The 22,008-nt window shown below is 41.1% G+C and carries 20 protein-coding genes and 1 pseudogene; 13 read left to right on the plus strand and 8 right to left on the minus strand.

Annotation, left to right across the window (positions count from 1 at the left end; genetic code table 11):
• Position 1: 1 nt before the first annotated feature.
• From LG369_RS00570 to LG369_RS00605, 8 genes are all read left to right on the plus strand, one after another.
• Complete coding sequence (locus tag LG369_RS00570) at positions 2-1,666, plus strand: DAK2 domain-containing protein (protein WP_225749942.1); 1,665 nt, start codon at positions 2-4, stop codon at positions 1,664-1,666.
• Between the two features lie 124 nt (positions 1,667-1,790).
• A complete protein-coding gene (locus tag LG369_RS00575) occupies positions 1,791-1,997 on the plus strand; it encodes a hypothetical protein (RefSeq protein ID WP_025170070.1) in 207 nt (68 codons plus the stop codon).
• A complete protein-coding gene (locus tag LG369_RS00580) occupies positions 1,994-2,188 on the plus strand; it encodes a hypothetical protein (protein ID WP_004250555.1) in 195 nt (64 codons plus the stop codon). The genes LG369_RS00575 and LG369_RS00580 overlap by 4 nt, the downstream gene beginning before the upstream one ends.
• Positions 2,175-3,059, plus strand: coding sequence for an ABC transporter ATP-binding protein (locus LG369_RS00585; protein WP_225749943.1), 885 nt, complete (start codon positions 2,175-2,177; stop codon positions 3,057-3,059). The genes LG369_RS00580 and LG369_RS00585 overlap by 14 nt, the downstream gene beginning before the upstream one ends.
• Position 3,060: 1 nt before the next feature.
• A complete protein-coding gene (locus LG369_RS00590; protein WP_225749944.1) occupies positions 3,061-3,798 on the plus strand; it encodes an ABC transporter permease in 738 nt (245 codons plus the stop codon).
• Complete coding sequence (locus LG369_RS00595; protein ID WP_225749945.1) at positions 3,798-4,895, plus strand: sensor histidine kinase; 1,098 nt, start codon at positions 3,798-3,800, stop codon at positions 4,893-4,895. Before LG369_RS00590 ends, LG369_RS00595 begins: the two co-directional genes overlap by 1 nt.
• A complete protein-coding gene (locus LG369_RS00600; RefSeq protein ID WP_006154868.1) occupies positions 4,896-5,495 on the plus strand; it encodes a response regulator transcription factor in 600 nt (199 codons plus the stop codon).
• Between the two features lie 32 nt (positions 5,496-5,527).
• On the plus strand, positions 5,528-5,920 hold the full coding sequence (locus LG369_RS00605; protein ID WP_225749946.1) for a (deoxy)nucleoside triphosphate pyrophosphohydrolase: 393 nt from the start codon (positions 5,528-5,530) through the stop codon (positions 5,918-5,920).
• 12 nt (positions 5,921-5,932) lie between these two features.
• Here LG369_RS00605 and LG369_RS00610 read toward each other — a convergent pair whose 3' ends face one another.
• The 6 genes and pseudogenes from LG369_RS00610 to LG369_RS00635 all read right to left on the minus strand — a co-directional run bounded on the left by LG369_RS00610 (position 5,933) and on the right by LG369_RS00635 (position 14,314).
• Positions 5,933-8,797, minus strand: coding sequence for a DUF3427 domain-containing protein (locus tag LG369_RS00610; protein ID WP_225749947.1), 2,865 nt, complete (start codon positions 8,795-8,797; stop codon positions 5,933-5,935).
• 75 nt (positions 8,798-8,872) lie between these two features.
• Positions 8,873-11,521, minus strand: coding sequence for a valine--tRNA ligase (locus LG369_RS00615; RefSeq protein WP_074324482.1), 2,649 nt, complete (start codon positions 11,519-11,521; stop codon positions 8,873-8,875).
• Between the two features lies 1 nt (position 11,522).
• Positions 11,523-12,341 carry a hypothetical protein gene (locus LG369_RS00620; protein ID WP_225749948.1) on the minus strand — a complete coding sequence of 273 codons (819 nt, stop codon included), beginning with the start codon at positions 12,339-12,341 and terminating at the stop codon, positions 11,523-11,525.
• Between the two features lie 77 nt (positions 12,342-12,418).
• Positions 12,419-12,984, minus strand: a pseudogene (locus tag LG369_RS00625) (GNAT family N-acetyltransferase).
• Positions 12,914-13,549 carry a flavin reductase family protein gene (locus LG369_RS00630; RefSeq protein WP_074324484.1) on the minus strand — a complete coding sequence of 212 codons (636 nt, stop codon included), beginning with the start codon at positions 13,547-13,549 and terminating at the stop codon, positions 12,914-12,916. The pseudogene LG369_RS00625 and the gene LG369_RS00630 overlap by 71 nt, the downstream one beginning before the upstream one ends.
• A 369-nt stretch (positions 13,550-13,918) precedes the next feature.
• A complete protein-coding gene (locus LG369_RS00635) occupies positions 13,919-14,314 on the minus strand; it encodes a helix-hairpin-helix domain-containing protein (protein WP_004250587.1) in 396 nt (131 codons plus the stop codon).
• Between the two features lie 214 nt (positions 14,315-14,528).
• Here LG369_RS00635 and LG369_RS00640 point away from each other — a divergent pair, with 214 nt between their 5' ends.
• The 5 genes from LG369_RS00640 (at position 14,529) to LG369_RS00660 (ending at position 20,731) form a co-directional block, all read left to right on the plus strand.
• Positions 14,529-15,281: an isoprenyl transferase gene (locus LG369_RS00640; RefSeq protein WP_074324485.1), complete on the plus strand. Its 753-nt coding sequence runs from the start codon at positions 14,529-14,531 to the stop codon at positions 15,279-15,281.
• 8 nt (positions 15,282-15,289) lie between these two features.
• Positions 15,290-16,093 (plus strand): phosphatidate cytidylyltransferase, encoded by an 804-nt coding sequence (locus LG369_RS00645; RefSeq protein WP_024054371.1) that lies wholly within the window; start codon positions 15,290-15,292, stop codon positions 16,091-16,093.
• 21 nt (positions 16,094-16,114) lie between these two features.
• Positions 16,115-17,371 carry an RIP metalloprotease RseP gene (rseP, locus tag LG369_RS00650; RefSeq protein ID WP_074324486.1) on the plus strand — a complete coding sequence of 419 codons (1,257 nt, stop codon included), beginning with the start codon at positions 16,115-16,117 and terminating at the stop codon, positions 17,369-17,371.
• Positions 17,372-17,387: 16 nt separating this feature from the next.
• A complete protein-coding gene (locus tag LG369_RS00655) occupies positions 17,388-19,241 on the plus strand; it encodes a proline--tRNA ligase (RefSeq protein ID WP_074324487.1) in 1,854 nt (617 codons plus the stop codon).
• A gap of 110 nt (positions 19,242-19,351) precedes the next feature.
• Positions 19,352-20,731 carry a glycoside hydrolase family 1 protein gene (locus LG369_RS00660; protein WP_225749949.1) on the plus strand — a complete coding sequence of 460 codons (1,380 nt, stop codon included), beginning with the start codon at positions 19,352-19,354 and terminating at the stop codon, positions 20,729-20,731.
• A gap of 79 nt (positions 20,732-20,810) precedes the next feature.
• On the opposite strand, the gene LG369_RS00665 is transcribed toward LG369_RS00660, so the two are convergent.
• Together LG369_RS00665 and LG369_RS00670 are read right to left on the minus strand one after the other, a co-directional pair.
• Positions 20,811-21,485, minus strand: coding sequence for a rhomboid family intramembrane serine protease (locus LG369_RS00665; protein ID WP_070678464.1), 675 nt, complete (start codon positions 21,483-21,485; stop codon positions 20,811-20,813).
• On the minus strand, positions 21,469-22,008 hold the full coding sequence (locus tag LG369_RS00670; protein WP_070678467.1) for a 5-formyltetrahydrofolate cyclo-ligase: 540 nt from the start codon (positions 22,006-22,008) through the stop codon (positions 21,469-21,471). Before LG369_RS00670 ends, LG369_RS00665 begins: the two co-directional genes overlap by 17 nt.

The following is a 22,008-nucleotide window of genomic DNA, read 5'->3' on the forward strand; positions in this document are numbered from 1 at the left end:
CGTGTCAAATATTACTACAAGCTTATTTCAAGAAATGGTACAGGCTGCTTCAACTCGTTTGAACAAGCAAGCCGAATATGTCAATTCATTGAACGTCTTCCCAGTTCCAGACGGAGATACAGGAACAAACATGGGGATGACTATCGAAAATGGTGCTAAAGAAGTAGCAGACAAACCAGCTTCAACTGTTGGTGAGGCTGCAAGTATCTTGGCTAAAGGTCTTTTGATGGGTGCGCGTGGGAACTCAGGAGTTATCACTTCTCAGCTTTTCCGCGGATTTTCACAAGCCATCAAGACAAAAGAAGAGTTAACAGGAAAAGATCTAGCTCTTGCCTTCCAATCAGGTGTTGAGGTTGCCTACAAGGCTGTTATGAAGCCTGTTGAAGGAACAATCTTGACTGTATCACGTGGAGCTGCTATCGGTGCTAAGAAAAAAGCAGAACAGACAGATGACGCAGTTGAAGTTATGCGTGCAGCCTTGGAAGGAGCTAAAGCAGCCCTTGCTAAAACTCCAGAAATGCTTCCAGTATTGAAGGAAGTTGGAGTTGTGGACTCAGGTGGTCAAGGTTTGGTCTTCATCTATGAAGGATTCCTTTCAGCTCTTACTGGTGAATACAGTGCATCTGAAGACTTTGTTGCTACTCCAGCCAATATGGGTGAGATGATCAATGCAGAACACCACAAATCTGTAGCCGGACATGTAGCAACTGAAGACATTACCTTTGGTTACTGTACTGAAATCATGGTTGCCCTCAAGCAAGGTCCAACTTATGCTAAAGAGTTTGACTACGAAGAATTCCGTAACTACTTGAACGAACTTGGGGATTCTCTACTTGTTGTCAATGATGACGAAATCGTTAAAGTTCACGTCCATACAGAAGATCCAGGACTTGTTATGCAAGAAGGTCTTAAATATGGTAGCTTGGTCAAGGTTAAAGTCGATAACATGCGTAACCAACACGAAGCGCAAGTAGAAAAAGAAGCGCAAGTCAGCAAGCCAGCTGAAGAAAAAGAATATGCTCTTATCGCAGTAGTAGCTGGACAAGGCTTGGCAGACATCTTCCGTGCACAAGGTGTGGACTATGTCATCGAAGGTGGACAAACCATGAACCCTTCGACAGAAGATTTTGTCAAAGCTGTTGAGAAAGTCAATGCTCGCAACATCATCTTCTTGCCAAACAACAAAAATATCTTCATGGCAGCTCAATCTGCAGCTGAAGTATTGGAACAACCAGCTGTTGTAGTAGAAGCTCGTACAATTCCTCAAGGATTGACTAGCCTTCTAGCATTTGACCCAAGCAAGTCTATCGAAGAAAACCAAGAACGCATGACTGCAGCCCTTGGCGATGTTGTCAGCGGTAGTGTAACAACAGCCGTTCGTGACACGACTATCGATGGTCTAGAAATTCATGAAAATGACAATCTTGGTATGGTGGATGGTAAGATTCTCGTATCAAATCCTGATATGCACCAAACCTTGACTGAAACATTGAAACATATGTTGGACGAAGACAGTGAAATCGTAACCTTCTATGTTGGAGAAGACGGAAGCGAAGAATTGGCAAATGAAATTGCTCAAGAAATCGCAGAAGAATTCGAAGATGTCGAAGTAGAAATCCACCAAGGTCAACAACCGGTTTACCCATATCTTTTCAGTGTGGAATAAAGATTAAATAATAGAAAAAGAAAGTTGAGAAATCAACTTTCTTTTTTTGTGACATTTGTCATATTTCCTCATGACAGAAGCTTCTAGTGATTCTACCTTCAAAGAATTATACTAGATGTATCAAATGGAGGAAGAAAAAATGAAACATAAAGTAATTGTCGCAATGAGTTTAGTAGCAGCAGGAGTCATGACTTATCTCATGTTCTCAGGATTGGATGAAGGTTTCTATCATTTTCCTTGGGAGCTATTTGCAGGATTTGGCATGATGTCTTGGTTGATCCGAGAAGGTTTGAAATTGGTCTCAGATGTGAAAAAGGAGTTTGAAAAATGAAAAAAGCGATTCTCTATCTTTTTATTGGACTATCACTAGTGGTATGGTTGGTAGAAATGTTTACAGGTTGGTTTGATCAAGCCTTCCTTCACCAAGTCATCCGTGGTGCCTGGGGATTAGGATTTATGATTTTTATCGCCTTTCCGATGGGAAAGGAGTGGCTGAAAGGAGAATATCATGAACATGATTAAGGTAGAAAGCCTAAATAAAAACATCAAGGGCAAGGCTATTTTGAAGGGTATTTCCTTTGAGATAGCTGAAGGTGAATGCGTCGCCTTGATTGGGCCCAATGGTGCTGGAAAGACCACACTCTTGGACTGTTTGCTTGGAGATAAACTGGTCACCAGCGGTCAAGTATCCATCCAAGGCTTGCCAGTGACGAGCTCTCAGTTAGACTACACAAGATCCTACCTCCCTCAAGAAAATGTCATCGTTCAGAAATTAAAGGTCAAAGAGTTGATTGCTTTCTTTCAAAGCATTTATCCCAATCCCTTGAGCAACCAGGAAATCGATCAACTATTGCAGTTTGACAAGCAACAAAAAGAACAATTCGCAGAAAAATTGTCAGGTGGGCAAAAGCGTCTCTTCTCTTTTGTCTTGACCTTGATTGGGCGACCAAAGCTTGTCTTTTTAGATGAACCAACTGCTGCCATGGATACTTCAACCCGTCAACGCTTTTGGGAAATTGTTCAGGAGCTAAAAGCTAAGGGAGTTACCATCCTTTATTCGTCCCATTACATCGAAGAGGTAGAGCATACAGCTGACCGGATTTTGGTCTTGAATAAGGGAGAGTTGATTCGTGATACGACGCCTCTAGCTATGCGTAGTGAGGGAATTGAAAAGCATTTTATCCTTCCTCTAGCATACAAGGAAGTCATTGAGCAGTCTAACTTGGTTGAAAACTGGGTACAAAAACAAGATGCTCTGCAAGTAGTCACACGAGAGGCAAATGTTTTTTGGGAACTGTTAGTTCAAGCAGGATGTAGCATACAAGAAATTGAAGTTAATAACCGTAGTTTGCTAGATACAATCTTTGAAGAAACACAAAAGGGAGATGACTAAGATGAAACGATGGATCGCATTAAATAAGATAGAATTCCTATTAACCAAACGGCAACTAGTCTATTATTTATTATCAGTAGGGATGCCGACGGCCTTCTATTTATTCTTTTCAGGCATGTATCAGGACACACCAGGTGGACCGGCTAATTTTATGCGCGACTACCTCATCTCCATGACGGCTTTTTCCATGATGTCGACAGCTATCTTTTCATTCCCAGTTGTTTTACATACCGACAAGATCAACAACTGGCAGAAAATATTACGTCATAGCCCTGTAAATATGGTAGAATATTATCTATCAAAGATAACAAGTATGATGGTTGATTATTTGGTCTCAATTCTGGTTGTTTTCTCAGTTGGACATTTTGTAAGAGGTGTGGACATGTCTCTTGGAAACTGGATTGGAGCTGCGCTTTTGCTGATAGTTGGAAGTGTAGCTTTTGTAGCCCTTGGTTTGGCCTTGACTCTCTTACCAACTAGTCAGTTGATGTCTGTCGTAGGCAATCTTCTTTACTTTGGCTTGGCTGTTTTAGGCGGACTCTGGATGCCCGTCTCTTTATTTCCAGACTGGATGCAAGCAATCGGGAAGCGTCTACCAAGCTATCAGTTGATGGAATTGATCAAGACCTTCTTAAATGAGGGTGGCCTCAATCTATCAGCCACAGTTTATCTACTTGTTTTTTCAGCAGTTTTGTTTGGTTTGACCATTTACCTTCAAGGTCATAAGGAGAATGCTTAATGCTTGAAAGACTGAAGAGCATAGACTATATGTATTGGGCCAGTTTGATTTTTATGGTTTTTCCCATCCTTCCTGTAGTGATTGGGGAGCTTGCTGTCTGGCATTTATTGATTGATATTCTATTTGTCTTGGCTTACTTAGGTGTTTTAACCACCAAGAGTCAGCGTTTATCCTGGCTCTGTTGGGTTATCATGCTAGCCTATGTAGCTGGCTATACTGCCTTTGTTGGTGTAAATTATATCTGGTTCTTCTTTTTCCTTGCCAATCTCTTAATTTATCATTTCGGCGTACGTAGTTTTAATTCTTTACATGTCCGAACTTTTCTCCTTGCTCAAGTCCTTGTTGTGGGGCAACTTTTGATTTTTCAGGAAGTTGAAGTTGAGTTTCTAGTCTATCTACTTGGAATTCTCACTTTTATCGATTTAATGACTTTTGGCTTGGTTCGGATTCGTATTGTGGAGGATTTGAAAGAAGCTCAGGCCAAGCAAAATGCCCAGATAAATCTATTGCTTGCTGAAAATGAACGCAGTCGTATCGGTCAGGATTTGCATGATAGTCTGGGACATACCTTTGCTATGCTGAGTGTCAAAACAGATTTAGCCTTGCAGTTATTTCAGATGGAGGCTTATCCACAGGTGGAAAAGGAATTAAAAGAAATCCACCAGATCAGCAAGGATTCGATGAATGAAGTGCGAACTATCGTGGAAAATCTAAAATCACGGACCCTAGCTTCAGAACTTGAAACTATCAAGAAGATGCTTGAGATTGCTGGGATTGAGGTTCAAGTTGAGAATCAGTTGGACAAGGCTAGCCTGACTCAGGATATAGAGTCGACAGCTGCTATGGTTTTGTTAGAACTGGCGACCAATATCATCAAGCATGCCAGAGCTGAAAAAGCCTATCTAAAACTGGAACGTACAAATCAGGAATTGCTATTGACAGTTAGAGATGACGGGAAAGGTTTTGCAACTGTAAAAGGAAATGAACTCCATACAGTCCGTGACCGTGCAGCAGCATTCTCAGGTCAAGTAGAGCTGGTCAGTTTGAAAGATCCCACAGAGGTGCGCGTGCATCTGCCTTATAAGGAGAGAAAGTAGATGAAAGTATTAGTCGCAGAAGATCAAAGTATGCTTAGAGATGCCATGTGCCAGCTCTTAAGCTTTCAACCAGATGTGGAGACTGTCTTGCAGGCGAAAAATGGAGCTGAAGCTATTGAGGTTTTGGGAAAAGAAGCAGTAGATATTGCCATTCTTGACGTCGAAATGCCAGTCAAGACAGGACTAGAAGCGCTCGAGTGGATCAAACAAGAAGTGCCTGAAACAAAGGTGGTTATCGTTACAACCTTTAAACGTCCAGGCTATTTTGAACGAGCGGTCAAAGCAGGAGTCGACGCCTATGTCTTGAAAGAGCGAAGCATCGCCGAACTCATGCAAACCCTGCATACGGTGTTAGAGGGACGAAAGGAGTATTCTCCAGAGCTGATGGAAGTCATGATGACCCATCCCAATCCCTTGACCGAGCAAGAAGTCGCTGTTCTACATGGAGTAGCCCAAGGCCTGTCTAACCAAGAAATTGCGGACAAGCTCTACCTTTCAAACGGTACTGTCCGTAATTACATGACCAATATCCTCTCCAAACTAGGCGCAAGCAACCGAACCGAAGCAGCCAAAACCGCCGAAGAAGAAGGCTGGTTGTGAGGAGAGAAAGAAAAAATTATCGGAGATAACTTATGTCAAAAAAAATAATAAATGTTGTTGCAGCAGCCATAGAACGAGATGGTAAAATATTTTGTGCACAAAGACCTGAAGGTAAAAGTTTGGGAGGTTTTTGGGAATTTCCGGGTGGGAAATTAGAAATAGGGGAATCTCCTGAACAAGCTTTAGTCCGTGAAATTAAAGAAGAGCTAAATTCTGAAATTGAAATTATTTCTTACATCAATGAAGCTTCATATGATTATGATTTTGGGACAGTTGTTATGAAGACCTATCATGCAAAGCTGATATCAGGGAAGCTAGAGTTGCTTGAACACCAAAATTCAACTTGGTTAGCTCCTAATGAACTAGATACTCTCAACTGGGCTCCAGTTGACCGTCCAGCTGTAGAATTATTAACAAAAAAATAAGAGATTATTCTCTTATTTTTTTGTTAAATAATCATAAAGTGTGGAAGAAATCTCATTGACTAATTCAAAATTCATTGTAACTACAGGAGTTTTTCCATCCTGCATCCTAGTTTCAGTAGCACTATTTTCCAAATAACTAACTGGCCCTAGATAATAGAAATCACTTCCCTCACCGTCTTCTTTTTTTACGAAGAGATGAAGAGCCAAACCAGTTTGATTAGATTGCATAATATCAGCAACTTCTTTGGACTTAAAGCTTCGATTGCTCCGAGAATACCAATGAAAGACTTTGTTGGATAAGAACCCATCTTGATACTGGGTTGTTTCTGTAATATCGTCATCCTTATGATAAGTTACAAAGATAGGACACGTTCCATGTTTGACCTTGTATCCATATACAGTAGAACTTTCATCCTTGTCCCAGTTGAGAAGTCTCACAGCATCTTTTCGAGAGTATTTCTCACCTACTGTCAATGGTTCCTGCGGATATTTTTGAGAGCGCTCTAGACCAGTCTGAATGATGTCTAAGATAAATTTTTTGTATTCCTCTGTAAGAAATTGAGTGAAATCTGTTGCTAGTTGATAAGTGTCATCTTCAATGCTTAAGGCTGACAAACCATACTTTTCTTGATCTCTTTTAACGAAAAAGTTATAGTCTAAACAGTTTTCGATAGATTTAAATAACTGTTCGGAGGATCCTAATTGCTTCATTGTTAGGATTTGTTTAAATTCAGAACGGGAAATCTTTCCTTTTTCTAGTAATATTTTTAAAAGATAGAGTTCTTCTTTTCGTTTACCATTGGATAGTTCTTTGCAGAGGAAAGTCAGAAAACCATTTAATTCAGGAATTTTAATGAACTGATCATCTTTTTCAAAGGAAGCAACAACCTCTCCATAATGATTAAAAGTATCAAAGAAAACATAGGGATCTAGACTATCTAGTTTCCAAAAATCACTGAGATTTGGAGTACGTCCCAAGCGATTCTTCGTTTCCATATAGGCTTCTTTTAGGATAGCTCGATTGGAGAGATTTGTATTGGAAATAGACCTAAAGATTTGTTCTTTAGCCACTTCTTCAAAATTGATAGTTGTTAGACCATTTAAGATATTGGGCTCTCTTAGCTCTCTTCGGTAATTATCTTTATTCATTGATTTATCACCAAATAAAGCGATTGGAATTAAGTAATTATTTTTATAATTTCCAATAAAATCAATGATCGTAACATATTCTTTGCTATCATGTTTACGAAGACCACGTCCCAGTTGTTGAACAAAAACAATACTAGACTGAGTATTTCTTAACATGACCACTTGGTTGACAGAAGGAATATCAATCCCTTCATTAAAAATATCCACTGTTAAAATATAGTCTAGTTGACCCTTTTCGAGTTGAGAAACTACCTCATTTCGTGTTTCAATATTATCATCGCCTGTCAATGCTCGACAAGCTTTTCCATGTTGATTCAATTTTAAAGATAGCTCATGTGCTTCCTGTTTAGAGGAACAGAATATCAACCCTTTTACTTTTTCTCCGCTTACGCCATAAAAATCAATTTTTTGAAGAATATGTTTAACTCGTTCGTTAGATGTTAAGTTTGAGATATTTGTCTTTTCATCGATTAGATGCCCATCTACCTCAATATCCTTTACCCCAAAATAAATAAATGGGCAAAGCATATCATTATCAAGAGCATCTTGTAGACGGATTTCATAGGCGATATTATAATCAAATAGTTCATAAATATTTTGTCCGTCTGTTCGCTCAGGTGTTGCAGTCATTCCTAAAAAGAATTCTGGCTGAAAATGTGCCATCATTTTTTTGTATGAATCAGCCCCAGCTTTATGAACCTCATCGATTAAAATATAGTCAAAATAATCTTTTGAAAATAGATTTAAATGTGAATCACGGGATAACGTTTGAATCGTCGCAAAAATATACTTCTTATTTGTCAAATCAGCTCCAGAATGATAAATCAAACCTTCTGATTCTGGGAACTGTAGAACCTTTTGAAAATCCTTTAAAGATTTTTGTAGGATTTGCTCCCTATGAACGACAAATAGCATTCTTTTCGGCTCAAATTGTTGAACATCAAAAGCTGATAAATACGTTTTACCTGTCCCTGTAGCACTGATGACTAAAGCTTTCTTTTTCCCCGAATCGCGAACGGCTTGCAGACCTCTCAATGCTTCTTTTTGCATTTTGTTAGGTTCAATGCTTGATACCTGATATTCAGCTATTGCCTCTTCTCGAATCTGATCCACTCGAATTGTTTTTTTACGCTTTCTAGCATATGAATCAATCTTCTCTGCCGTTAAAACATCGGATTTTGTCCAAATTTTTTCGAATTCTTTTTTAGTAGCTTGAATTAACTCCCCGTTGTGAGTTGAAGTCAATTTTATATTCCACTCGTAATTGATCTTTAGTGCATTATGAGTTAAATTTGAGCTTCCTGAAATAAGAACTTGTTTCCCATCATGCTCAAAAAGATAAAACTTAGCATGCATTTGAAGACTCTCAGGAGTGAGTCGAACTTCAACATTTCTCAACTTTAGTAATTCTTGCATAGCAACTGGATCATTAAAATCAAGATAAGGAGATATCAGAATTTTACCTTTTATTCCTTTATCCATTAAATCGGATAATTGGGATTTAATCAGAGCAATCCCTGATTGGGTAATAAATGCTACAGAAATATAAAAGGATTGGCATTTTGATAATTCTTCTTGAATATCCTTCAATACATAACGCTTAGACTCTGGGTCATTGATTAATATTTGAGGAGAGTATCCTCCTTCTTGAAATTTAACATTATCAATAAAACCAAACTTTAAAGATTTGATCAAGGTATCTTGAAATAATGTAACGCCTTCTGGCATAGAGCTTCTCTTTTCTATTCTTTTTAACACATTCATTATACCAAAAAAACACGGCATTCCGCCGTGTTTGTGTGTTTATTTCACCAACTTCTTCATCTCATCAATACGTGCTATAGTCGCATCGTATTTGGCTTGGTAGTCGGCTTGTTTGTCGCGTTCTTTTTGGACGACTTCTGGTTTGGCGTTGGCTACGAAGCGTTCGTTAGAGAGCTTCTTACCTACCATATCCAGTTCTTTTTGCCATTTAGCCAGTTCCTTGTCGAGACGAGCCAGCTCTTCTTCGACATTGAGGAGGTCTGCTAGAGGCAAGTAGATTTCTGCCCCTGTGATGACACTTGACATCGCGAGTTCAGGTGCAGGGATGTTTGATGCAATTTCCAGGTGTTCTGGATTTGTGAAGCGTTTGATGTAGTTGACATTGCTGTTAAAGAAAGCTTCCAAGTCGCTATCGCTTGTCTTCACAAGGATTGTGATTGGCTTGCTTGGAGCTACGTTTACTTCCGCACGCGCATTACGAACAGCACGGATCAAGTCTTTGAGACTTTCCACGCCAGTATGAGCCGCAAGATCTTCAAAGGCTGGATTGACAGTTGGGTATGCTGCTGTCACGATAGAGCCTTCTGAAATTTGTCCAAAGATTTCCTCTGTCACGAATGGCATGATTGGGTGAAGGAGACGAAGGATCTTGTCCAAGGTGTATAGGAGAACAGAACGTGTAATGATTTTCTCTTCTTCGTTATCGCTATAAAGGACTTCCTTGGTCAACTCAACGTACCAGTCCGCAAACTCATCCCAGATGAAGTTGTAGAGGATATGACCTGCAACACCAAACTCAAACTTGTCAAAGTTTTCAGTGACTTTTCCGATCGTTTCGTTGAGGTTGTGGAGAATCCAGCGGTCAGTAACGTTTCCAGCTTCCTTGTTAACAACTTTTTCGACATTGGCAGTTGCTTGCTCAAGGGTCAAGCCTTCATTGTTCATGAGGATGTAGCGAGAGATGTTCCAGATCTTGTTAATGAAGTTCCATGAAGCATCCATTTTCTCGTAAGAGAAGCGCACGTCTTGACCTGGTGCAGAACCGTTTGAAAGGAACCAGCGAAGGGCATCGGCACCGTATTTCTCAATAACATCCATCGGATCAATCCCGTTACCGAGAGATTTAGACATCTTACGTCCTTGCTCATCACGGATAAGACCGTGGATAAGAACGTTTTGGAATGGCTGACGGCCTGTGAATTCCAATGATTGGAAGATCATACGAGACACCCAGAAGAAGATGATGTCGTAACCTGTTACCAAGGTTGAAGTTGGGAAGTAACGTTTGAAGTCTTCTGAATCGACATCAGGCCAGCCCATGGTTGAGAATGGCCAAAGGGCAGAACTGAACCAAGTATCCAAGACGTCTTCGTCTTGAGTCCATCCGTCACCTTCAGGAGCTTCTTCACCGACGTACATTTCACCCTCAGCATTGTACCAAGCAGGGATTTGGTGACCCCACCAAAGCTGACGAGAGATGACCCAGTCGTGGACATTTTCCATCCATTGGAGGAAGGTATCGTTGAAACGAGGTGGGTAGAATTCTACCTTGTCCTCTGTATCTTGGTTAGCAATGGCATTTTTAGCCAATTGGTCCATTTTGACGAACCATTGTGTAGACAAACGTGGCTCAACCACTACACCTGTACGCTCTGAGTGACCAACACTGTGGACACGTTTTTCGATTTTAACGAGGGCACCGATTTCTTCCAACTTGGCAACGACTGCCTTACGGGCTTCAAAACGATCCATACCTGCAAATTCAAAGGCCAAGTCATTCATAGTTCCGTCATCGTTCATGACGTTGACTTGTGGCAAGTTATGGCGTTGACCAACCAAGAAGTCGTTTGGATCGTGGGCAGGAGTGATTTTCACAACACCAGTACCAAATTCGGGATCTGCGTGCTCGTCTCCAACGATTGGGATCAGTTTGTTAGCAATTGGAAGGATGACGTTTTTACCAATCAAGTCCTTATAGCGTGGGTCTTCTGGATTGACCGCAACCGCAACGTCCCCAAACATAGTTTCAGGACGAGTGGTCGCAACTTCAAGAGCGCGTGAGCCATCTTCCAGCATATAGTTCATGTGGTAGAAGGCACCTTCGACGTCCTTGTGGATCACCTCAATATCAGAAAGGGCTGTGCGAGCTGCTGGGTCCCAGTTAATGATAAATTTACCACGGTAGATCCAACCTTTCTTGTATAGGTCCACAAAGACCTTACGAACGGCTTTTGACAAACCTTCGTCAAGCGTGAAACGCTCGCGAGAGTAGTCTACAGAGAGCCCCATCTTGCCCCATTGTTCCTTGATGGTAGTGGCATATTCGTCTTTCCATTCCCAGACTTTGTCGAGGAATTTCTCACGACCCAGGTCATAACGCGTAATGCCCTCACCACGCAAGCGCTCCTCAACCTTAGCTTGAGTCGCAATCCCAGCGTGGTCCATCCCTGGAAGCCAAAGAGTATCAAAACCTTGCATGCGTTTTTGACGGATGATAATATCTTGCAAAGTTGTATCCCAAGCGTGACCAAGGTGGAGTTTCCCAGTTACGTTTGGTGGTGGAATGACGATCGAATAAGGCTTAGCCTTTTGATCGCCTGAAGGCTTGAAAACATCAGCGTCAAGCCATTTTTGGTAACGACCAGCCTCAACCTCGGCTGGATTGTATTTAGGTGAAAGTTCTTTCATTTTAATCCTCCGTATTTATATTTTCTTTTAAAATATCTATATATCTTTTTTCTTCTTTATTAACTTTATCAAAATAAATAGACTCTACACTTAGTACTAATACTGTTGTCAAAAGAGTAAAAACTATTGTAATCCAAACTTCTATTTCAGAAGAAATCATCCAATATAACATTCTATATATGCTATAGCTTATGGAGCCAAATAAGATTGCTAAAAACCACCTTTTAGCCTTTGTTATTTCATTAATTTTTCTACTAACATCGCCAAAAAAGAATATGCCTAATACCATAAATAAAGTTGATATAGTTAAAAGCGATGTATCTAAAATTACTTTCACATTAATTTCTTTCACATTAAGAAGAAACAGAAAATTAGATAATGAACCTACTACTAACACAAAATATATCAAATTATTAATTGTATCAAATTTTATTTCGCGTTTTGACCTCTCCCAATCGAATTTTAACAGCAGCTCTAAATATTTTGTTAAAATTCTTACATTTTTACTTGAATAATCAAAATTATCAATTAAGTTCCAAATATGACCATCATTCATATAAAATTCATACTCGTCTTCCTTAGAGATATATCTACCATATGTATTCAGTTGAGTTTCAAGTCTACTTATTGCAGAATATCGGTTATTACCATTTAATAAATCAACTATAATTGATTTTATATCTCTCCGCCACTCTGAACGTTCTTTTGTTATGAATTCTAACTTATTTTTCTTGCTGTTATTTACAAACACTAAAACTGCACTTAAAATAGCTCCTATACCAGCTCCACTGATCAGAGTAATAATTGGGCTTATTTCCAATTTTTTACCTCACTTTCGAAATTCTTCAATAAATCGCAACTGTTGGATTTTCTCGAACAGTTCAACTAACAGTTCAACTAACAGTTTAAACACTCCCACTCACTCTTCAGCAAGCCATATATCAGACTGTCACAGCGGTTGCCTTGAGCATCTTTGCGGTCTCTTATGCGGCTTCAAGGGTAAAGCCAAGCTTTTCCGCGACTCGTTGACTTTGAAGGTTATATCCAAAGCAAGACAATTCTATCTTGTGTAGGTTTAGTTCTGTAAAAGCTAAGTCAATCAAGGTACGCGCTGCTTCTGGGACATATCCCCGGCCCCAATAGTCTGGGTGCAAGGTATAGCCAATCTCCAGTACATCGTCTTCGTGGCGATGGTTGAAATCAACAGATCCTATAACTTTATCAGTCCCTTTGACCACAATGCCGTAGCCAGCTGGGAGATTGTCCTTTTGATTGCGTTCAAGAAGGATATGCTCCAGATAGTAAATTTCATCTTCCAAGGTCTTGACGGGTGGAAAGCCTGCTGGGTAAGAAACCTCTGGCAGACTAGTGTAGACATGAATATCCTCAGCATCAGCTATTGTACGGACTCGTAAAACGAGACGCTCCGTCTCTATTCGTTCTGGCAACTCTGCTCTTGTCATCCTTCTTCCTCGCTTTCTTAATAAAGCTTCCCATGGGATTGACTCGGTCATCTAGATAACGATAAACGCGCTGATGGCCGTCCCCCATAAAGTAAGTCGGCGCAAAGCAGTCATTTTTAAAATGGCCCTTATCATCTAAGAGCTTTGGATCAGCCAGACGGTCGATAATCTTGGCAAAGATATGGCAGATGCCATCTTCCTCGATAATCCTATCCACCTGGCAATCCAATACGACTGGACAAGCCTCTAAAATCGGCGCCTGAGTCTGTTCAGAAATCTCGTAGTCAAGTCCCAAATGTTTCAATTTCTCCCGATGGCTGATAAAGCCAGCCTGCTCCATCTCAAGCATGAGGTTTTCATCAGGGATGTTTACGGTAAACTGTTGATAATGCTTAATCTGGTCGGCTGAATTTTCCTCAGCACCAACACCGATGACCAGCCAATCGCCCAGACTATAAGAGGAACTGCAGGTTGTGATATTGTACCCAAAGTTCTGGTCCTGATACCCTAAGATGAAGATAGGAAAACCATAGTAGAGTTTACTTGTTTTGAAAGATTGTTTCATGACAACCTCCTTTGGCTAAGGGTGTAAAAGAAAAATCGCCCCTGTCATCAATCTGACAGGGACGAATGTGTTTATCCGCGGTACCACCCAATTTCGGGCAGAGCCCGCAACTTTAATCTTCTTGTTTCGCTTTTATGACATCGTTAGCTCGTCTTGGCGTACTTGAGTACAGCCTGCAAATCGCTGCCTAGTCCTAAAAGGAAACAAAAAGATTTATATTTCAATTTTTAATTTCAACTCACTAGCAACCAGTTTTGACACATTTGTGGACTTCTCAGCTCCGCCACTTTCTGTAAAATGTGGACTCAAAACACCTCTAATGGCTTTATTTTAACAAGTTTTTCACGGAAATGCAAGGGACAAGAAAGATTACTTGAACTTGATGCCGTTTTCTTTTAATTTCTTGATAGTAGCTGGACCGATTCCTTTCAAGGCAAGGAGTTCTTTTTCTGTCCAATTTTTGAAGTCAGCAGCAGACTTAATCCCTTCATCGTAGAAAGTTTTAGCACGGTCAAGTGGAAGTCCGCCTAGGTCAGCTGCGAAATCTTCAACAGAAGTTGTAAGCTTGTGGGCTTGCTCTTTAGTTGCTTCTACAGCTTTTTCTACTTGCTTAGAGACTGCTTTTCCTGCTTCACTTGCTGCTTTTTCAGCATGCTTCACAACTTTTTTTGTTTCTTCGACAACCTTGTTTACAGCATTTGAAAGTGCACCTGAGCGACGAAGACTGTTTCTTAATTGTTTTTTACGTTGTAGTTTTTTTGACATGATAAGATCCTTTCAATAAAAAACCCCTGTGATTGAACAAGGACTAATCTTTATGTTTTTATTGTATCAACTTTCTTTGGGAAATGCAAGGCTTCTTAGTTTAGAAAGATAGGAGTCCTATAGGGAATTCCGCCTTAGAATAAGAGAATATGATAGAAGAAAAGCGAAAAATATGGTATAATGAAACGATAGATTTTTGAATAGGAATACAATCATGTTTGGATTTTTAAAAAAAGATAAAGTAACAGAAACACCAGCAGTGGTCCCCGCACATATCGGAGTTATCATGGATGGCAATGGTCGTTGGGCTAAAAAACGGATGCAACCGCGTGTCTTTGGGCATAAGGCTGGGATGGATGCTTTGAGAACGGTAGCCATTGCTGCTAGTGATATGGGTGTCAAGGCTATGACTGTTTATGCCTTCTCGACTGAAAATTGGACACGTCCAGACCAGGAAGTCAAGTTTATCATGAACTTGCCTGTTGAATTTTATGATAAGTATGTCCCCGAATTGCACCAAAAGAACATGAAGATCCAAATGATTGGGGAAACCGATCGCTTGCCAAAACAAACTTTTGAATCATTGAAAAAAGCGGAAGAGTTGACCAAGTTGAACACAGGTTTGATTCTTAACTTTGCCCTTAATTACGGTGGACGAGCTGAGATTACACAAGCGGTCAAATTGATTGCACAGGATGTTTTGGATGCTAAGGTGAATCCAGGCGATATTACAGAAGAGTTGATTGAGGAATACCTCTTTACAGGGCATTTGCCTAAGGTCTTGCGTGATCCGGACTTAATCATTCGAACGAGTGGGGAGCTTCGCTTGAGCAATTTCTTGCCTTGGCAAGCAGCTTATAGTGAACTTTATTTCACAGATGTTTTGTGGCCTGACTTTGATGAGGAAGCTTTGAAAGAGGCTATTGCAGAGTATAATCGCCGCAATCGTCGATTTGGAGGAGTTTAGGAAAAGTTATGAAAAAGGATTTATTAAAGAGAACCATATTTGCCGCTCTGGCATTAGCAATCTTTATCCCGCTCTTGGTGATTGGTGGGCTTTGGTTACAGATTGCTATGGGACTTCTAGCCATGCTAGGGGTTCATGAGTTGCTTCAGATGAAAGGGTTAAATACCATGACCCCTGAGGGGCTGCTGACCTTGTTAGCGACTTTTGCACTGACAATCCCCCTAGAAAACTACTTGACATTTTTGCCTGTAGATGGGAATGTTGTCGCATATGGTGTTGTGATTTTTATCATGTTAGGTTGCACTGTTTTTAGCAAGAATTACACCATTGAAGATGCTGTATACCCAATCGCTATGAGTTTCTATGTTGGTTTTGGATTCAATGCTTTAGTGGATGCTCGGATCGCAGGTTTGGATAAAGCCCTCTTGGCCCTCTGTATCGTATGGGCCACTGATAGTGGTGCTTACTTGGTCGGAATGAATTTCGGTAAGAGAAGATTGGCTCCGAGAGTCTCTCCGAACAAATCAATCGAGGGAGCCTTTGGTGGAATTTTAGCTGCCATGCTTGTCACTCTTATCTTTATGTTAGTAGATAGTACGGTTGCCCTTCCTTATGGCATTTACAAAATGACGCTCTTTGCTATTTTCTTTAGTATTGCAGGGCAATTGGGTGACTTGATTGAGAGTGCCATGAAACGCCATTTTGGTGTCAAGGATTCGGGGAAATTTATCCCAGGACATGGTGGGGTGCTGGATCGCTTTGACTCTATGTTGGCTGTTTTCCCTATTATGCACCTCTTTGGCTTATTTTAAGGAAAGGTGAACAAATATTAAATGTTAGGATTATTAACCTTTATCCTTGTTTTTGGAATTATCGTGGTGGTTCACGAGTTCGGCCATTTCTACTTTGCTAAGAAGTCTGGAATTCTGGTTCGTGAATTTGCCATTGGTATGGGTCCGAAAATCTTTGCCCATATCGGGAAAGACGGGACTGCTTACACGATTCGTCTCCTACCGCTTGGTGGTTATGTTCGCATGGCAGGTTGGGGTGAGGATACCACAGAGATTAAGACAGGAACTCCTGTTAGTTTGACCTTAGCCGAAGATGGTAAGGTGAAGCGCATCAATCTTTCTGGTAAGAAGATCGACCAAACGGCTCTTCCGATGCAGGTCACTCAGTTTGACTTTGAGGATAAACTCTTTATCACAGGTCTGGTTTTGGAAGAGGAAAAAACTTTCTCTGTAGACCATGATGCAACGATTGTAGAAGCTGATGGGACGGAAGTTCGTATCGCTCCGCTAGATGTTCAATATCAGAATGCGACTGTCTGGGGCAAGTTGATTACCAACTTTGCAGGTCCTATGAATAACTTTATTCTAGGAGTTATCGTCTTTTGGATTTTGATTTTCATGCAAGGTGGCGTTCGTGATACGCAAACGAATAACTTCAGTATTATTCCCAACAGTGCATTATCTAAGGTCGGTGTTGAAAATACAGCACAAATCACTAAAGTCGGTTCACACGAAATTAGTAACTGGCAAGATTTGATTCAGGCAGTTGAGACAGAGACCAAGGACAAAACAGCACCTGTATTGGATGTAACAGTCTCTGAAAATGGAACTGAGAAGCAAGTCAGTGTGACCCCTGAGGAAAACCAAGGTCGCTATATTCTAGGTGTTCAACCGAGACTCAAATCAGATATCTGGTCTATGTTTGTAGGGGGATTCACCTCTGCTGCTGATTCAGCCTTGCGCATTCTCAACGCCTTGAAGAGCTTGATTTTCCAGCCTGACTTGAATAAATTGGGTGGACCTGTTGCTATCTTTAAGGCAAGTAGTGATGCTGCTAAAAATGGTCTTGAGAATGTTTTGTTCTTCTTGGCTATGATTTCCATCAATATCGGGATTTTCAACTTGATTCCTATCCCGGCACTAGACGGTGGAAAAATCGTGCTCAACATCATAGAAGCTATTCGCCGTAAACCGCTGAAACAAGAAATTGAAACCTATGTTACTCTAGTTGGAGTTGTGATTATGGTTGTCTTGATGATGGCCGTGACTTGGAACGACATCATGCGTACCTTCTTTTAAGAATTAGAGGAAAAATATGAAACAAAGTAAAATGCTTATTCCAACGCTTCGCGAAATGCCAAGCGATGCTCAAGTTATCAGCCACGCCCTTATGTTGCGTGCTGGTTATGTTCGTCAAGTATCAGCAGGTGTTTATTCTTACCTACCACTTGCTAACCGTGTAATCGAAAAAGCCAAGAAGATTATGCGTCAAGAGTTTGACAAGATGGGTGCTGTTGAAATGTTGGCTCCAGCCCTTCTCAGTGCTGACCTTTGGCGTGAATCAGGACGTTATGAGACCTACGGTGAAGACTTGTACAAATTGAAAAATCGTGAGAAGTCAGACTTTATCTTGGGTCCAACTCACGAAGAAACTTTTACGGCTATTGTCCGTGATTCTGTCAAGTCATACAAGCAATTGCCTTTGAACTTGTACCAAATCCAGCCTAAGTATCGTGATGAAAAACGTCCACGTAATGGACTTCTTCGTACGCGTGAATTTATCATGAAAGATGGTTATAGCTTCCACGCTAACTACGATAGCTTGGATGTAACCTATGATGAGTACAAGGCAGCTTACGAGCGTATCTTTACTCGTAGTGGCTTGGACTTCAAAGCCATCATCGGTGACGGTGGAGCTATGGGTGGTAAGGATAGCCAAGAATTTATGGCCATCACACCTGCTCGTACAGACCTTGACCGTTGGGTTGTTTTAGACAAGTCTGTCGCATCATTTGATGAGATTCCTGTAGATGTACAGAAAGAAATCAAGGCAGAGTTGCTCAAATGGATGGTTTCTGGTGAAGATACCATTGCTTACTCAAGTGAGTCAAGCTATGCAGCTAACTTGGAAATGGCCACTAACGCCTACAAACCAAGCAACCGTGTTGTGACTGAAGACCAAGTAGCTCGCGTGGAAACACCAGGTGTCAAATCGATTGATGAAGTTGCTGCTTTCTTGAATGTCTCTGAAGAGCAAACAATCAAGACCTTGGTTTATATCGCAGACGAGGAGCCAGTTGTTGCCCTACTCGTTGGCAATGACCAACTCAATGAAGTCAAATTGAAAAACTACCTTGGAGCAGACTTCTTAGAACCTGCAACCGAGGCGGAAGTGAAAGAATTGTTGGGAGCGGACTTTGGTTCACTTGGCCCAGTCAATCTTCCAGAAAATGTCAAGATTATCGCAGACCGCAAGGTCCAAGATAGTCGCAATGCTGTTGCAGGTGCTAACGAAGATGGTTACCACTTGACTGGTGTCAACCCAGGTCGTGATTTCACTGCTGAGTATGTCGATATCCGTGAAGTTCGTGAGGGTGAAATCTCTCCAGATGGACAAGGTGTGCTCAACTTTGCACGTGGTATCGAGATTGGTCACATCTTCAAACTTGGGACTCGTTACTCAGCAAGTATGGGAGCAGATGTCTTGGACGAAAACGGTCGTGCAGTTCCAATTATCATGGGATGTTATGGTATCGGTGTTAGTCGTCTCCTTTCAGCAGTCATGGAGCAACACGCTCGCCTCTTTGTTAACAAAACTCCAAAAGGTGAATACCGTTACGCTTGGGGAATCAACTTCCCTAAAGAATTGGCACCATTTGATGTACATTTGATTCCAGTTAATGTCAAGGATGAAGCAAGTCTTGCATTGACAAATCGTATCGAAGAAGCTTTGGTCAATAAAGGCTACGAAGTCTTGACGGATGACCGTAACGAACGTGTCGGTGTTAAATTTAGCGATAGCGACTTGATTGGTCTTCCAATCCGTATCACTGTCGGTAAAAAAGCAGCTGATGGTATCGTAGAAGTTAAGATTAAGGCGACTGGAGATACTATCGAAGTTCACGCAGATAGCTTGCTTGAAACCCTTGAAATCCTAACAAATAAATAAAATCTATAATCAGAAGAAAAACAAGACAAAAATGTAACTAGTTTTTGCCTTGTTTTTTCTCTATAATGAGATAAAATAAAGATAAAAAGAGTAAATAAAGAGGTAGAGCTATGCTAAAATTTCCAAAGGATTTTGTCTGGGGTTCCTCAACTTCTGGGCCACAGACAGAAGGGCGAGTGCCTGGTGACGGAAAAGGAGATAATCTCTGGGATTATTGGTTCCAAGTAGAACCAAATCGCTACTACAATGGGATTGGACCAGATAAAACATCGACCTTCTATGAAAATTGGGAAAAAGATATCGAATTATTGTTAGAAACAGGTCATACAGCCTTTCGGACTTCTATCCAGTGGTCTCGTATTTTCCCACAAGGACGTGGAGAAGTCAATCCTCAAGGTGTGGCTTTTTACCGTCAGGTCTTTGAAGCTATTAAGGCCAAGGGAATCCGTCTCTTAGTCAATCTCTATCATTTTGATCTGCCTTTTGCCCTTCAAGAGGATGGCGATGGTTGGGAAAATAAGGCAACCATCAAGGCTTATGAAGACTATGCGCGTTTCTGTTTTGAAACTTATGGAGACTTGGTAGACCAATGGATTACCTTCAATGAGCCTATCGTTCCTGTTGAGTTTGGCTATTTCTATGATGCCCACTATCCTCATAAGGTAGATGCCAAAGCTGCGGTTCAGGTAGCATATAACACTCAACTGGGCAGCACTCTTGCAGTAAAGGCTTGTCACGAAATGTTGCCGGATTCTAAGATTGGGATTGTCCTCAATTTGACGCCAGCTTATCCACGTAGTCAACATCCTGCCGATGTGAAAGCTGCTCGCATAGCTGATCTCTTTCAGGCCCAATCTTTCCTAGATCCATCTGTCTTGGGAACTTATCCAGAAGAATTAGTGGAAATTTTAGCTGAGCATAATTTACTGCCAGATTCTACAGCAGAAGAATTGAACCTCATTCGTGAACATACAGTAGACTTTCTTGGGGTTAACTACTACCAACCTTTGCGTGTCATGGCGCCACGTTTTGCTAAGCATCCTGACAGCCCGCTTTTGCCAGAACATTTTTATGAACCTTATATCATGCCTGGTCGTAAAATCAATCCCCACCGTGGCTGGGAAATCTACGAGCAAGGGATCTATCATATTGCTCAAAATATCAAGGAAAACTATGGTAATATCGAGTGGATGTTGACAGAGAATGGGATGGGCGTTGAAGGTGAAGATAAATTCCGCGAAAATGGAATGATTCAGGATGATTATCGTATTGACTTTGTCAAAGATCACCTTCGTGAACTTCATCGTGCCATTGAAGCCGGTGCTAATTGTAAAGGCTACTTGATCTGGACATTTATCGATTGCTGGTCATGGCTCAACAGCTATAAAAACCGCTATGGTTTGGTCGAGCTTGACTTAGAAACACAAGAACGCCGCTTGAAAAAATCAGGGCACTGGTTCAAAGAACTCAGTGACAATAATGGATTTTAAGCAATTTTTCAAATAGATTCAAAAAAACCATTGGAAATGAACTTCTCAATTTGAGAACTTCCAATGGTTTTTCTTGTTCTTATAATAGTCCGATAAAAAGTAGTAGAGCTGATAAAGCAATAAAGGCTAGGGTTGCTAGACCACGTTGGCCTGGGCTGTAAATCTTTCGTTCTCCTCGAACTGGGAAGACGATAGCCAGTAATGCACCCCCGACAGCACCCCCAACATGCCCAGCAAGGCTGATACCAGGCATTAAAATACTACCTACTAGATTGATGACTAAGAGGGAGAGGTAGGATTGACCAAGTTGTTGGAGATAGGGATTGCGTGAAGCATATCGGAGAACAACAATTGAGGCAAACATACCGTAGAGGGCAGTTGAAGCACCTGCAGTAATAGCATTGGGACTAAAAACTAGGACAAAGAGATTTCCCATCATACCTGATAGAAGGTAGATAAAGAAAAACTGTTTGGAGCCAAAGATTTGCTCCATCTGACGTCCCAAAAAGTAGAGGGATAGCATATTGACTAAAAAGTGCTGCAAGCCAATGTGGACAAAGGTTGCGGAGAATAAGCGCCAGATTTGTTCAGGCATGGCCTTGATAGCAGGGGGATACACAGCTCCGAATTTATACAAGGTGGCTGCGCTGGTATAGTTGAAACCACTGGTTAGAAACATGAGTATAAAAACCAGGGTTGTCACGAGTAGAAAGAAGCTCGTGACAGGATACCGACGATCAAAAATTTCTTTCATAGATGAGTACCTCCTCAACATGAATATCGTAGTGCTCAGGTTGAAAATTCTGAATCTGACATGGATAAATCGTACTAATAGTATGACCTGGGAAACGCTCTAAGTAGCGGTCGTAATAGCCACCTCCATAGCCAACCCGATAGCCAGAAGTGTTGAAAGCCAAACCAGGAACATGAATCAGGTCAATCTGAGAGGGTTCAAGGATTGTGAAGTCTCCTTGAGGTTCAAGAAGTCCAAAAGAATTTCTTTCGAGTTTCTCTGGTTCATATAGAACAAAGTCCATTTTTCCATGTGGATAGGTTTTGGGAATGAGGAGTGTCTTCCCATCTTTTTGAGCCTGTTCAATGAGTCTAGCTGTCTGAAATTCATGAGGGAAAGACAGGTAAGTGGCGATGGTTTTTGCTTCCTTGTAGAAGGGATGTAGAAGTAGTTGCTCATTCAACCAAGCGTCCATGACTTCCTTTTCTTCGGCTGATAGAGATTTGAGTTCTTGCAAGACCTGCTTGCGTAGGGCTTTTTTCAT

It is taken from the genome of Streptococcus sp. Marseille-Q4154 (assembly GCF_916700545.1).
GTDB lineage: Bacteria > Bacillota > Bacilli > Lactobacillales > Streptococcaceae > Streptococcus > Streptococcus infantis_I.